This window comes from Spiroplasma endosymbiont of Cantharis lateralis, from assembly GCF_964030855.1.
GTDB lineage: Bacteria > Bacillota_I > Bacilli_A > Mycoplasmatales > Mycoplasmataceae > Spiroplasma_A.
In genome coordinates this window covers 1-14,496 of the sequence record NZ_CAXIQF010000007.1, presented here as the reverse complement: position 1 = coordinate 14,496, position 14,496 = coordinate 1, and the positions used below count along the sequence as shown (strand labels likewise).

Sequence of the window (14,496 nt, the reverse complement as noted above, 5' to 3'; positions counted from 1 at the left end):
TCTTGCTTTTGTTTAATACTTAACATATTTTATTTATTATCTGTAAAATTTGATATATAAAAAAATTCTCTTTGTACACATTTTATGTTTTTTTAACATTATGTATACAAAGAGAATTATATTAATAAAAAATAGTTTGCAATATCTGCAAACTATTAAAATTTAGTTATAATATTTTCTTTGTAAAAAATATTTTTATAATTGATAAGAATGCATAAATTAAAAGTAATATTTATAATTAAAGATACAAATATTATTTATGAAAATACAATAAAGTATTTTTCTTCTTTTTTTGCTCCATCAATTATTTGATCTAAATCAAAATGCATATTTAAATAACCTAAATTTCAATAAAATAATTTTTCATTAACAAATGGTTCATTCATAGTTTCGCTATATGGTTTTGTAATTATTCCTTTTTCCCTATCATAAACTCTTCAATATTTACTACGAATTATAATGTTAGGCACATCACCACTGTAGTTAGTACGTCTAGAATCAAATAAATATAACGAACTTGATGGTAAGTTTGATAAATGTAAAAGATCATTTCTATAAGATTTTAAATTATTATTATCTAATGATAAAACTGGATTCATATTCTCCATTCCACCCACTCCAACAAGATTAAAATCCATTGCATCTGTAAATTCAGATTTCTTAAGAGCCATTAAAATATCATCTTTGGAGTTATTATTATCCAAATATTTATAATCATAATCTACACCATAAACTGCATGAAAAGCCTTAATTGAATTGATAGAAAACTCAGTCATATTATCCAACATTTTTTTTGAGTTTTGATTTGAATCAATTATATAATTAGTAGCTATTTTAAAGTCAGGTAAATAATGAATATATTCTTGATCAGGAAAATTAATTGAAAGTCCAGTTAAGTTGACATAATTCATTGAAAATGATTTTTTATATTCCTCAGTTTGTTTAAACTCTTCATTTAAGTTTAAATTTAGTTCTTTAATAAAATTTTCTTTTAATCTATCATATTCCTTTTTTCAAACCTTAAGATTATTTTCAGTAAAATAATTTTCTCTTAATATAAATTCTGTTGGATTAATGTCAGGATTTTTTCTAAAAATACTTTCCAACATTAATTGACCTTTTTCAGTTTTATAATCAAATTTAATTGATTCTTTATAATCATAAGATCTTGTATGATTAATAGAATTAAATAGAGATGTTTTACTTAATTCTGAACCTTTGTAAAAATTATCTGTTTCAAAAGATAGTGGTAACGTTGACAATTCACTAAAATAATTAGTTTTGATAAACTTAGTAATAGACTCTTTAAAGCCATTATTTTGTGCGGTATTATTTCAATAATTATCTAATTCTTCATCAATATTTCCATATCCATCTGATTCACTTTTTGATACGTTAATATCATTTCAAAGTAAATTTGAGTATTTTATGGCATCTGAGTCTTGTGATGAAAAATAATCCTTTGTAATATTTTGATAAAAATTATCAGATGATTCTTTTAGTGTTGCATCATTTGTTAAAGTATATTTAAAAGAATCATTAATTGTTAAAAGTTCAATTTCCTTTTCGCCTTTATATTGAACTTCTATTTTATAGTCTAATAAAACATTAGCTAAATATAATTCTTTACTTTCATTTGTATTAATATATAAACTATTTCAATCAAAAACAATTCCTTTGTATAAGGTATTTACATCATTTAAAAGAATATTATACTCATTGACAAGTTTTAATTTATTTAATTCAGTTTCCAATTGACTAACTTCTAATATTCTATTAATATCTTCAACTAAAAGATCTAAGTTTTTTTGTCCAATTTCATCTGCATTTTTACCCTTAAATGTTTTTATAGTAGTTTTATTTAAAAACTTATTCTCCTTCTCGCCAATAGTTAAACCAATTAATTTATCATAAACATTATTTTGTAAATGATCTACAAAAATTTTATTAACATCTTGATTAAGGTCTTTAACTAGTTTGTCATATTCTATTCCCGGTGAAGGCTTAGTTTCACCATTTCCACATGCAACTACAGTTGCACTAGTTGTAGCAACTAAACTAACTGCTCCTAATAAGCTTAATAATTTTCTCATAATTTCTCCTTTGATTATTTTATAATCATAGATTTTACTATATACTTATTTAAAAAAAAACCTAGGATTTTAAATACTAATAGAAGTTTAAAAAGATTTTTAAAATACTTGCATATAAATGGTAATTTTAAAAGAGACTCATAATTAATTGTTATATAAATTGTGAGTCTTATATCTAAATAAGTGTAACTTTGATTATTATTTATCTATAAAGTGAATTTTTTGATTTAAATTTAGAATTCTTTAATTAATCAAAAATATTTCCATAATTTCATAAAAGCAAGTATTTTTGCTATCATCTTTTTAAGGATTTAAGTTACTTTATTCTAACCTTCTCAATTTCGATATTTTCTAATATCATTTTTTATTTATTATTTTTGGCATAAAAAAACAACCCTTTATTGAGACGTTTAATCCCTTTAGATTGTCTAATCTTATTTATAATTAAATTAATTTTTGATATCTCTATTTTCTAAGGCTTTATGAATTGACTCCATATTTATTGGTAATTTCACAAGATTAACCAACGGTAAATTATTTTTAATTAAATATAAAAATAAATAATTAATTTGGCGATAAGTTTGTGCTGCAATTACTAAAGAATTCTCAACTTCATCATACTTAAATGATCTAATATTTTCTTGCAGTAAATATTTTCTAAATGCTTCCACATCAAAGAAATCTTTAATAAATATTTTGTATTTTGGATATAAACTTAATTCGTCAGTTGAACCTTCAAATATTTTTTTACCATTTTCCAAAATTACATAATCATCAATAATATCTGAAATTTCATCGATATTATGAACAGTAATTATAATTGTCTTACCTTGATTTTTAAACTCAATTAATAAATTTTTTACTTTATTTCTTCAATAAGAATCTAAATTAGCTCCAGGTTCATCCATAATAATAATTTCTGGATCTTTTATAAAGCAAAGAATTAAATTCATACGATTTTTCATTCCTCATGAAAAATCCTTTACCTTTTTCTTACGATGTTCTCAAACATCGAAATATTGCATTCAGTATTTTACTTTCTCATTCACTTTATTATTTTTTACACCCATTATCATACAACTATCTTTTAGGAAATTATAAGCAGATATATCATGTAAAGCAAAGTCCATTTGAGTATAATAACCAATCACTCTATTTGATTTATGATATTTTGGTGACTTTCTTTTTATATTATCAATTGTTATTTTACCTTTATATTTTTTAATTATACCTAATAAAGAATTTAAAAGAACTGTTTTTCCACTACCACTTGTACCTAAAAGACCTGAAATTCTTCCTTTTCCAATTTGAAAACTTATTGGTCCAATTGCATTGGATTTAAATTTTTTAATAAATTTGTCAAAGACAATTAAATTTTTCATATTTTGCCACCCCTTTTTCTTTATTATTGTAAATCTGAAGAATTAAATTTATAAAAAGCAATAAAATATAGAACTAAACTAATCGCAACTTGAGCTATTAAATACCAATATGTATCTATACCTTTATCATAAGATTGTGGATCTATTAAACCATTTTTTACCGTTAGATTATAAGTTTTATATGGCAATAGTAAATTTTTTTGTGATTCTAATTCAATATTAGATTTTAAATTTGGATCAAATCAAATATCATCATAGCTCATTCCAGCATAATATGTATAGTTTACAAGTACATTTGATAAGAAATTAAAATTAAAGAATGTATTATAAACTGTTCTTGTAGAAAGATATTTCTTTCAATCTTCAGTTGATTGATCAAGTTGGTATGTTGTTGCAATAACATAGTTTGAAGTATAATTTATAAAATAGTCTTCCAATATTCTAGTAGTAAACATTAATGGATTATAAATTGATGAGTAAAAGTTTTCACTTGAGTTATAGTTTTCATCCATATCCCCTTCAATAATTCTCTCTCCATCACTTCGTTGAATTCTTAATCCATTTAAGTTCATGAAGTGATTTTGATAGATGTCTCTTAAATAAGATCTTTTAAAACCTCTTTTTGCAGGTAATATTTCCCCTTCATAAGTATTATTTGCACTATTAATTAATTCTATATAACCATTTTTTTGTGTAACAACATTTCCCTGTTCATCAGTTGATTCTCAGCAAGTACCAATATTATTTGTATCACATGACTCAAGTTGAATATAATCATCAAATAAATAATAAAATTTTTCTTGAAAATTATTTATATATGAATTAATGAAATTATTAAATTCTAATAATTCACTTAAAATATTAAACTTATTATAACCATAAGTGCTTGGATTAGTATTTTCAATTAAAGTTTCCAATTCTTTTATACTAATAAACTTATATTTTAAATAGGTTTCTACTCTTATTTTATCATCATATTTTCAATCTGAAATTTCAGAATCAAAAGGAACTGATGAAATTTTTGCATCAAAACGAATTTTTAAAGGTTCATCATCAATAATACCTAAATCATTTCAAAGTCTTTTTCTATTATCTATATTTTCATCTGTATTTATTGTACTAATTCTATATTTTTGCTCTAAAAAATGATCAACAATATACTTACTTAAATTTGGATATGCAATTTCAGATTTATTTACATAAGAAACTAAATCAAATGAGTTATAAATACTGTCTACTTTTAAAAGCACATTACCTGATTGTCCAGAAAAAGTTAAATTTTGTGTCTTTTCTGATGTTTTTAAAAATTGATAAGGTAATGATGAAATAAAACTAAAAGACATAATTAAAGTAACTATAACTATTGTTGCTTGTGGAGAAAGAACAGCTAATAAGAATAATATAAAATTTGATAATAGTATTATAATTAAAAATAAATATAATGTATAGACAGTTGCTGCTTTAAAAATAACAAGACTACTAATATTTGCTATTGCAATAATTAAATAATTAATTGTAAATAATAAAAAGCAATAAACTCAAATAACTGCATTTGTTGCAACAAAAATCTTTGACCTTTTCAAATGTTGAGTTGAGATTATGTTTATTGTTTTATCTGTTTTCTTAACATAAAAAAAATAATTTAGCAATCTCATTGAAATTAGAATTACAATTGCACATGTATGTATTAGTACATAATAATTAAAAACTATCATTTTCATATCTGATGTTTTGAATATCATTAAAATAATACCTACAAGAACTGATAAACTAATTGATATTAAATACATTATTAAAAAAGTTTTTTCTCTAAAAATACTTTTAAATTGATATTTAAAAATAGTAAAAAAACTTATATTTTGCTTAATATCTTTCATATATTTTACCCTTAAAATCAAGTTTTAATAAACGACATAATCTAGATATATTATTTTCTAGTTTATGAAAATTAGAAAAACATAATTATTTTACCCTTTATAAAATATAATACTAGAATTCCAATAAAAAATCAATAGCAAGTTGTAAATAACATATGATATTTGTAAATAACATATGATAATGTCTCAATGTATAACAAATAGAAATGTCCCAATATTTATATAAATATTGATATCCTCCAATTACAATTAAGTATTAGAGGTAACAAATTATGAAATTAAAAAGGAAATTAAGTTATATGGAGAATTTAAAATATAAAACAATTAAAAAAGTTATTTCTGGGGAAATAACAAAAATGAGAGCAGAGCAAATTCTTAACTGCACACGAGGAACAATTAATAGAAATATTAAAAGATTATCAAATGAAGGTATATCTGCATTTATACATAAAAACTGAGGTAAATTATCAAATAGATCTACACCCTATGAAATTGAACAAAAAATATTAAATTTGAGAAATGAAAAATATCATGACTATAATCTAGTTCATTTCAAAGAATCCTTAGAAGAATATGAAGATTTAAAAGTTAGTTACACTTACTTAAGAGATTTATTATTTAAAAATGAGGTTTACTCCCCTTATATGCACAGATCAACTAGAAAAGAATTAATTAGACAATTAAGACAAAAGTCCTTAGAAAATAAATTAACAAATAAGGAACAAGAGTTTTTTAAAGATAAGATTATTAGTTTAGAAGAATGTAGACCCATGCAAAATAGAAAGGAATATTTTGGAGAAAGAATTCAAACAGACGCATGTAGCCATAATTGAGTAACCAATGAAAAATGATCGCTACATGCTTTCATTGATGACTCAACAGGAAAAGTATTAGCAGGTTATTTTGATTATCAAGAAACATTATTTGGATATTATACAGCTACAAAACAAATGTTTCTAAATTATGGAACTCCTGAGGAAATACTTACAGATTAAAGAACAGTATTTTATTATAAGACAAAAGAAAAAGAGTCTACTGAAACAGACTCTAATATACAGTATGCCTTTACGTGTCAACAACTTGGAATTAAGCTAACAAGTACTAGTTGCGCGCAAACCAAAGGCAAGATTGAACGTCTTTGAGGTTCTTTTCAAAAACGACTTCCCCAAGAACTAAGACAATTCAATATCAAAACTATTGAGCAGGCCAATGATTACTTAATTAATGTTTTCATACCTAATTTTAATCACAAGTTCTCTACTCAAATTGATAATAACAAAAATAAAATGAAAATTTGAAATAAAAATACGGATATTAATTTTGTTTTAGCTAGAAGAGAAGAAAGACAAGTTCATAAAGGTGGAATAATTAAATATAAAACAAAAACATATTTAACATATGATGGATACGATATAACAACTTTTGCAAGTAAAACAAAATTACTAATAACTGAAACATATGATAATGAGCTCTATGCAAATTATACAGATAAGTTCTATAGATTAGTGGAAGTCAAAACTAAAAATACACCAGTTGGTCAGGTTAATGAAGTTAAAAAAACTGAGTCTAAAATTAAAAAACCTAGTGTTCCATCTAATCACTTTAGATATACAAATTATATTTACTTTTCTAAAACATGAAAGGAACAATATAAAAATCGTAGATTTACAGTTTAATAAATCTACGATTTTGAGACATTTTCATTTGTTATTGACATTATGAGTAATAAGCGATTATGTCCCTACATATTAACAAGCGACTTTGTCCTCCTTTATAATCAATAAATGGAGGTTTTATGAAAGGACTACTATTAAATACCATGAAACAAGAACAACTAAGATTAATTAAACAATTATCTTTAAGAAAAGACTCTATTAAAAATACAGCCTTTAAATTAGGTTATAGTGTTAGACACACAAGAAGAAAACTTAAAGAATATCAAGAAATTGGAGCAAAAGTTTTTATTCATAAAAATACAAATAAAATACCTATAAATAAAATTTCACAGTTATTTAAAGATGAAATAATTGAACTATTTCAAACAAAGTATTATGACTTTAGTATTAAACATTATTGAGAACTAACTTGAAAAAAGAAAATAAGTTACTCTGCAATTAGGCACATATTAATAGAAGAAAATATTTTAATTGAGACTCTTAACAGAAAAACAAAAAAAGATATTCGTAAAAATTTAAAGGCCGGAAACCAAGAAAATTTAACAAGCGAGTATCTTTCAAAATCAATTATAACAAGCAAACCCCATCCTACGCAAAAGAAAATTGTAAAATTTGGAGAGATATTTGAAACTGATGCTTCAAATCATCAGTGAATTAAAAATTTAAAATGTCATTTGCATATTGTAATTGATAAAGCTAGTAAAAGAATTTTGGCAGGCTATTTCAGCGAACAAGAAACTACTGAAAGTTATTATAATATCTATAAAAAAGCCTTTAAACATTATGGTTTACCAAAATTAAATGTTAGTGATAATCGAAATGTTTTTAGTAGTAAAAATAATCGTGATCACTTTGGTGATAGTGTTTCAAATACACAATTACAATTTATTTTTCACTCTTTAGGAGTAAATACAAAAACAACTTCAATTCCCCAAGAAAAAGCATTAGTTGAAAGAACTTTTGGAACATTACAAAGAAGATGACCTCAAATAATTAGACTCTTAGATTTAAAAAATATTGATCAGTTAAATGATTATTTACCCCATCTTATTCAATAATACAATCAAGATTTTTCAATACCTTTAGACCAATTAGAATCAGTAACTAGAAAGTTTGATCAAGATGAAGATATTGTTTTCTCTTATCGAAGTGAAAGAATTATTGATAATGGTCATAGTATTAGTTTTAAAAAAGATAAGTGATTTATATGTAAGGGCTATACTCCAATTTACTTTAAACCAAAATTAAAAGTAATGATTATGGAAACAATAAATAAAAAACATTATGCATTAATTGGAAATGACATTTACAATCTTATTCAAGTTGAAGATGAACGCTTACATGGAAATATTAAAACACTATCTAATGAAGAATTTGAAACTACTAAAGTACCCAAAATTGACTCTCCTTGGAAAGCAACTAACTGATATTTTTTTTGATAGAAAAAGAAAAAATACAAGATCTATTTATTAGATAAATCTTGTATTTTGGGACATAATCGCTTATTATCTACATAAAATGTTGATCATTATTAAATTTATTACCAAATATTAAATAAAAATACTTTTTGACTCATCTATGTGTTTGTTCTACAAATTGATTACCTTTAAATCTTGATGCTGAATTTGATCTAATTATATTATGCTGCTTACAAAATTTTTCTGTTTCTTTACTTGTAAATGCAGAACCTAAATCACTATGCATAATAATTTTCTTTATTCTAACTAAATCCATTTTTCTTACTAAACCTTCTAGCATTTCAAGAGTTACTAGTATATTTTCAGAGTTGCCAACTGAATATGAACTAATTTCATTAGAGTAAAAGTCATATGCAGGTAAAAATAAGCGTTTTGTTTTAACTCTTCCAATATAAATATTTTTAAATCATGTACCATCAATTCCAATCTTTTCTAAATATTTATTAGAGCTATAATCTCCTTTTATAAGATCTAATGAGGTTATATTTCTTATGAGTACTTATTCCCATTCTTGTTTTTGATTTAGAGGATGCTATTTCTTTTTTTAATTTTAATAAAACATCTGTTCTAAGTTCAATAATTGTCTCTCTAGAAAGATTTATATTGAAGTCTTTTAATATCTTTAATCTAGCTTTTTCAGCACCAAATATACCGTCCTTCCTTGAATAAATACTTTCTACAGCCTCTTTGGCATGAAGATGATATTGTCTTTTATATTCGGGTTTTCCTCTTTTAATTCAATTAGTATAACTACGATAACCAACATCATAAATTAGAATAGTTTTTTTTGCATCATTTCCCATTAATGATAATTCATATACTGTTTGATATATCTGATTTATATCTTTTTTTGTATATGTCTTTTTATTAACCTTTTGATAACCTATTAGAAATGATGCTATGGACTTTTTTAATAACTCACCTTCCTTCTCTGCTTGTTCTCTTTTCTTCTTTTCCTTCTTAAGTTCTATTAAATAAGCACTTCGTTTAATTTGTTCTTCTAATTCAAAAAGCCTCTTTTTCAATTCTTTATTCTCTTTACTATATTTGCTAACTTTATTTTTAAGTCTAACTTTATTGGTTTTATTAAGTTTTTTCCTATCAAATACTTTAATATCAGATGACTCATGATATTTTTGATATCAATCTAAAATACTTGAATTAGCTTTTAGATTATATTTAATTGCAATATCTTTTAATTTAATTCCATTAATATAATCATTAACAACTTGAATTTTTAACTCATTTGAATATTTCATTTAGATACAACCTTTCTTGCTAATACAATTATAATCTTGTTCGGAATTATAAAACGCAAAAATTGGGAGACCTATGTACTTAGACCCCCCATACCATTAACTTTTTTAATGTTAACTTTAACAATTTCAATTACCTGATTATTCATATGAAATATTAAAGTAACTGAACTTATTACAGCTTTATTAGTATCAAAAATTGTACTTGATTCTATGCAATCAATTAATTCAACAGATATCTATGAAATAGTTCAAGAAATTGGAGTTCAAATTACACAAGATCAATTAGAACAAATGCTTAGTACAATATCACTAGGTTCTAATGTCTATGAACAAATCATTCAAAAGTTTTTTTATGATTTTGTTTATTATGATGGTAACAAACTTTATATTAAGATTTTAGGAGGGCTTTTAAACTATTCACTCTTGCCTATTCAATGATTGTTGATGTTATTTTTGTTGTTATACTTTCTTACTTAAACTTTATTGTAAGTGGCTATATTGCTCAAGCATATGAAAATCAATTAAAAGATAAATTAATTAATAAAATAGTTAATCAAGATTTAAATTATTTTAATTCTAATAAAGCAGGTCAATTGATCTCAACTATTGTTAAGGACAGTTCAATTGTGGCTTCCTTTATTAAAGAAGCTCCAATTATTTATTTACTTTTAACAGTTACAATTCTATTTTCAGCTATTCTAATGTTTAATATTAGTTGAAAATTAGCACTTTGTGTCTTTGGATTATTATTAGCATTTATGATAATAATCTTTATCACTATTTTAATATCAAATAGTGCTACTAAAAAAAATAGCAAAATTACACAAAATTTAGACAACGATATTAGTGAAAAAATTTACAGTATTAGATTAATAAAATCTATGAGAACATTTAAAAATGAGAAAAAGCATTTTAATGAAATGATTGAAAGAGTTTCAAAAAAAAGAAAAGAAAAAATTATTTGCTTCAGAAGTCCCTTCTGCATTAATAATTGGAGGGATTGGTAGTTTCTCAATGGCTTCTATTATCTTTGGAGTATTTCTATTTTATAATAATACTCAATCCTTAATCAGTATTATTACTACTTTTACAACAGGTGTATTGTTATGATATTTCCAATTATGCAATTAAGACAAGTGATTTCAGCTGTTCACAATGCCAGAATTTCAGCTAACAATGTTAGTGAACTTCTAAAAAGTGAAATTACTATTGAAAAATTTAATGAAAAAAATAATTCTACTGAACTAAAAAATATTGATTTTATGTATCCTGATACTGATAAGCATGTTATTAAAGATTTAAATGTTACATTAGTCAAAGGTAAAAAATATGTTTTTGTTGGACCAACAGGAAGTGGGAAATCTACAATAGCAAAATTATTATTGCGCTTCTATGATCCTCATCAAGGAGAAATTCTAATAAATAATAAAATGAAATTAAAGGATTTAAATATGAAAGCATGATTAGATAAGATTGGTTATGTCGATCAACAGTCACAAATTTTAAGTAGTACTATCTTTGAAAATGTTGCCTATGGATTAGAAAATAAAAGTAATGAAGAAATTATTGAAGCTGGTAAAAAGGCAAAAATTCATGAATTAATTATGCAATGATCAAATCAATATGAAACAATTCTATCTGAACGTGAGGCACAATTAAGTGGTGGTCAAAAACAAAGGCTTGTAATTGCAAGACTTATTTTAAAAAATCTTGAAATATTAATTTTAGATGAAACTACAAGTGCACTTGATAGTATTGTTAAATCTGAGATTCAAAAAGAAGTTAGAAAAACTAATGGAAGGAATAACAACAATTTCAGTTGCCCATCGATTAAGCACAATTAAAAATTTTGATGAAATTTATGTATTAGAACAAGATCAGGGAATTGTTGAAACTGGAAACTTTGAAAAACTTATATCTATAGAAGGTTTATTTAAAACTTTATATCAACTATCAAAATAGTTTATTAAAAAAGCAGATTTTAAATCTGCTTTTTTAATATCTAATTCCCATAATAAATATTTACTTTTTATATATTAGTTATAAAAAATATAAATTTATTAAAATCTTGCTATCTAATTATGAGGTGGAGAATCTCAAATTTCTATATCATAGTCAACATTATTAGGATCTCCATTTCAAAGTTTTTTACTTGAATTCAAACTGCAAAGGTAGCCTCTTCATTATAATAAAATTCATTAAAGAAAAGAGATAAATAATTTGGATGATTATCATATCTATTTCTAATTGTTGCATCAATTTGAGTTACAATTAAATTTTGTTCTTCAATTGTGTATTCAAAGTATTCGGGTGCTGCTAACATTAATAATTCTCTTACTATGTTTATAAAAGGTTGATTATTATCTTTTCCAATACAAATCATATTAGCTTAGGTGCTTCTCTATTTATATAGACTTCCATTCCTCAAAAGTCATTATGAAAGTCTTCATAAATAATTCTTGTTAAAAATGGACTTCCCCCTATTGAAGGAAACATTCTCTCCTTTGAAAGATTTTTTTCTCTTGCTAATATTTTTTTATTGTATACATTCTCAACCTCTTTTAGTTCTAATGTATTAAAAAAGCTATTTTATTATTTAATTAAAATTAAAAGTCATAGATGTTTCTTCAAAAAAAGGACAATAATTTTGAAAATGATGTTTATTTTCTAATCAAATGTCATATTTATTTTTAAATTCAGAGTTTTATCTAAAAATTAATTTAACTTCAGTATCATTAATTAGAAAAATGGATGGATCTAACTTTTGATAAGTAAATGTTTCTTGTAATTCTGTATTTAAATAATACTCATTTTCATTATTTCCATTCCATTTTAAATCATAGGTTTTAAATGATTGATATAAATCTGATCCATTAAAAGCTTTTGAGTAGTTATATCTTTGATAGATTTCATTATATTCATCAATTAGAATTCCATCCATTTTAGAATCAAGAAAAGAAAGATAAGCAAAATCTTCTTTGAGCATTGAGATATTTGATGCAAATCTTGGCATGGAATAATAATTCATTAATTCCCCACTCTCAATTGTCTTTCTTTCAAAAGGTTCAGATAAGTTTAAAGCTTTACTAAATTTTATATCAGAGTATATTTCCTGTTCTAACTATTGTCTTTTTGCTGTGTCAAAATTGCTACTTCTAAACCAATAATTCATCATTCATAACCAGGTGAATCATATCTCCTTTCCTCCACTTTTATAAAAACTCCATCAATTTGATAATTGACATATTTAAAATCATGACTTATTATTGCTTTAGATATCTTCTCTTTTGCTTTGGTATTTTTGCTATAAGAAAAGTCTAAAATTGAAGTAGATAAAAAAATCTCCACATCTGTATAATCCAATTTTGGATTAGCTCTAAAAGCATTGAATAAAAAATTTACAGTTCATTGATCTAAAGATAATTGATTAACTCGTGATATATAAGAATCACTTTTATAGGCTATAAATTCTTTATAGCTTCTTATTACATCTGAATAATCACAAGAGTTACTATTCAGTTGTAGATTAATTTTATTTGATATTTTAATATCTTCTTTTGAATTTTCACTCAAGAATTTTGAAGTAAGTTAACTGATGATAGTGATAAAATTCCGAAGAGATTTAATAATTTTTTCATATATTAATTGTAATTTCTCTTTCTTTCATAGCCCGCCCAACATCCCTAATTGATAAATGCAATATTTTTATTATATATTTACTAATTAAAGATATTCTTTTAAATTAAAAACTTAAAGTACTTTGATTACTTATTAAATATAAAAAAACATTTAATAAACTATTAAATGTTTGAATCAAATAAAAATATTTTCATTTATATTTTTATAGGTATATAAATTAATTCTAAAATATTAGATAAATATATTTTGCATTATATAAAAACTATTATCATTAAATGCTAAGTTTTTGATTCTAAAGCTTTATTAATTGACTCCATATTTACTGGTAGCTTCACTAAATTTTTTATTGGAATATTTTTCTTCAAGAAAAATAAAAATAGTCAATTAATTTCCTTTGTATTATTTGTAGCAATCACAATTGAATTTTCTTGTAAATCAAATTTAAAACTTTTTATATTTCGTTTATTTAAAAATGATCTTAGTTCTTCAACTTCAAATTCAGAATCTAAAAATACTTTATATTTATTATAAATATTTAATTCTTCCTTTGATCCCAAAAATATTAGTTTTCCTCTTTCGATGATAATATAGTCATCAATTATATCAGTCATCTCATCAATATTATGAACTGTAAAAATAATTGTTTTTCCTTCATTTTTAAATTTAATTAATAAGTTTTTAACCTTATTCCTTCAAATTGAATCTAGATTTGCTCCTGGCTCATCCATTATAATTATATTGGGTTCCTTTAAAAAGCATAAAATAAAATTTATTCTATTTTTCATTCCTCATGAAAAATTTCTAAGACTTTTATCCTTTGATTCTCATAAATTAAAGTACTCCATTCAGTATTTAACTTTTTCATTAATTAACTCTTTTTTAACTCCATAAATTGATGCCATAGTTTTTAAAAAATTATATGCTTTCATGTCATATAATGAAAAGTCCATTTGGATATAAATTCCAATTTGTTTATTTAAAATATGATTACCAATTTTTTTTCTGATTATGATTATCGATCAAAATATCACCACTATATTTTTTTGTAGCTCCAATTAAGGAGTTTAAAATCACTGTTTTACCACTACCACT

General features: G+C 23.6%; 13 protein-coding genes and 2 pseudogenes. 6 read left to right on the top strand and 9 right to left on the bottom strand.

Features of this window, described 5'->3' with window-relative positions:
- Positions 1 to 257: 257 nt before the first annotated feature.
- The 3 genes from AAHM99_RS02055 to AAHM99_RS02045 form a co-directional block, all read right to left on the bottom strand.
- A complete protein-coding gene (locus AAHM99_RS02055) occupies positions 258 to 2,093 on the bottom strand; it encodes a lipoprotein (protein WP_342275112.1) in 1,836 nt (611 codons plus the stop codon).
- Between the two features lie 449 nt (positions 2,094 to 2,542).
- A complete protein-coding gene (locus AAHM99_RS02050; protein ID WP_342275111.1) occupies positions 2,543 to 3,475 on the bottom strand; it encodes an ATP-binding cassette domain-containing protein in 933 nt (310 codons plus the stop codon).
- 23 nt (positions 3,476 to 3,498) lie between these two features.
- Positions 3,499 to 5,352 (bottom strand): hypothetical protein, encoded by a 1,854-nt coding sequence (locus AAHM99_RS02045; RefSeq protein ID WP_342275110.1) that lies wholly within the window; start codon positions 5,350 to 5,352, stop codon positions 3,499 to 3,501.
- Between the two features lie 272 nt (positions 5,353 to 5,624).
- Here AAHM99_RS02045 and AAHM99_RS05625 point away from each other — a divergent pair.
- Both AAHM99_RS05625 and AAHM99_RS02030 read left to right on the top strand, forming a co-directional pair.
- A pseudogene (locus tag AAHM99_RS05625) lies at positions 5,625 to 7,028 on the top strand (ISNCY family transposase).
- Between the two features lie 119 nt (positions 7,029 to 7,147).
- A pseudogene (locus AAHM99_RS02030) lies at positions 7,148 to 8,501 on the top strand (transposase family protein).
- Positions 8,502 to 8,537: 36 nt separating this feature from the next.
- Here AAHM99_RS02030 and AAHM99_RS02020 read toward each other — a convergent pair.
- Both AAHM99_RS02020 and AAHM99_RS02015 read right to left on the bottom strand, forming a co-directional pair.
- Positions 8,538 to 8,867 carry a DDE-type integrase/transposase/recombinase gene (locus AAHM99_RS02020; RefSeq protein WP_342275148.1) on the bottom strand — a complete coding sequence of 110 codons (330 nt, stop codon included), beginning with the start codon at positions 8,865 to 8,867 and terminating at the stop codon, positions 8,538 to 8,540.
- 88 nt (positions 8,868 to 8,955) lie between these two features.
- The gene (locus AAHM99_RS02015; protein ID WP_342275105.1) at positions 8,956 to 9,765 is read right to left on the bottom strand and encodes a transposase; all 810 of its coding nucleotides are present in this window, start codon (positions 9,763 to 9,765) and stop codon (positions 8,956 to 8,958) included.
- Positions 9,766 to 9,873: 108 nt separating this feature from the next.
- Between AAHM99_RS02015 and AAHM99_RS02010 the strand changes: the two genes are divergently transcribed.
- From AAHM99_RS02010 to AAHM99_RS01995, 4 genes are all read left to right on the top strand, one after another.
- Entirely contained in the window at positions 9,874 to 10,242 is a 369-nt protein-coding gene (locus tag AAHM99_RS02010) for a hypothetical protein (RefSeq protein ID WP_342275104.1), read from the top strand.
- Positions 10,200 to 10,772, top strand: a complete 573-nt coding sequence (locus AAHM99_RS02005) for an ABC transporter transmembrane domain-containing protein (RefSeq protein WP_342275103.1) — start codon at positions 10,200 to 10,202, stop codon at positions 10,770 to 10,772. Before AAHM99_RS02010 ends, AAHM99_RS02005 begins: the two co-directional genes overlap by 43 nt.
- A 99-nt stretch (positions 10,773 to 10,871) precedes the next feature.
- Positions 10,872 to 11,609, top strand: coding sequence for an ATP-binding cassette domain-containing protein (locus tag AAHM99_RS02000; protein WP_342275102.1), 738 nt, complete (start codon positions 10,872 to 10,874; stop codon positions 11,607 to 11,609).
- A complete protein-coding gene (locus tag AAHM99_RS01995; RefSeq protein WP_342275101.1) occupies positions 11,560 to 11,727 on the top strand; it encodes a hypothetical protein in 168 nt (55 codons plus the stop codon). Before AAHM99_RS02000 ends, AAHM99_RS01995 begins: the two co-directional genes overlap by 50 nt.
- Positions 11,728 to 11,869: 142 nt before the next feature.
- On the opposite strand, the gene AAHM99_RS01990 is transcribed toward AAHM99_RS01995, so the two are convergent.
- From AAHM99_RS01990 to AAHM99_RS01975, 4 genes are all read right to left on the bottom strand, one after another.
- Positions 11,870 to 12,148: a hypothetical protein gene (locus AAHM99_RS01990; RefSeq protein WP_342275100.1), complete on the bottom strand. Its 279-nt coding sequence runs from the start codon at positions 12,146 to 12,148 to the stop codon at positions 11,870 to 11,872.
- Positions 12,149 to 12,469: 321 nt separating this feature from the next.
- Positions 12,470 to 12,793, bottom strand: coding sequence for a hypothetical protein (locus AAHM99_RS01985; RefSeq protein ID WP_342275099.1), 324 nt, complete (start codon positions 12,791 to 12,793; stop codon positions 12,470 to 12,472).
- An 89-nt stretch (positions 12,794 to 12,882) separates the two neighbouring features.
- Positions 12,883 to 13,338: a hypothetical protein gene (locus tag AAHM99_RS01980; protein ID WP_342275098.1), complete on the bottom strand. Its 456-nt coding sequence runs from the start codon at positions 13,336 to 13,338 to the stop codon at positions 12,883 to 12,885.
- 344 nt (positions 13,339 to 13,682) lie between these two features.
- Complete coding sequence (locus AAHM99_RS01975; protein ID WP_342275097.1) at positions 13,683 to 14,354, bottom strand: ATP-binding cassette domain-containing protein; 672 nt, start codon at positions 14,352 to 14,354, stop codon at positions 13,683 to 13,685.
- Positions 14,355 to 14,496: the final 142 nt, after the last annotated feature.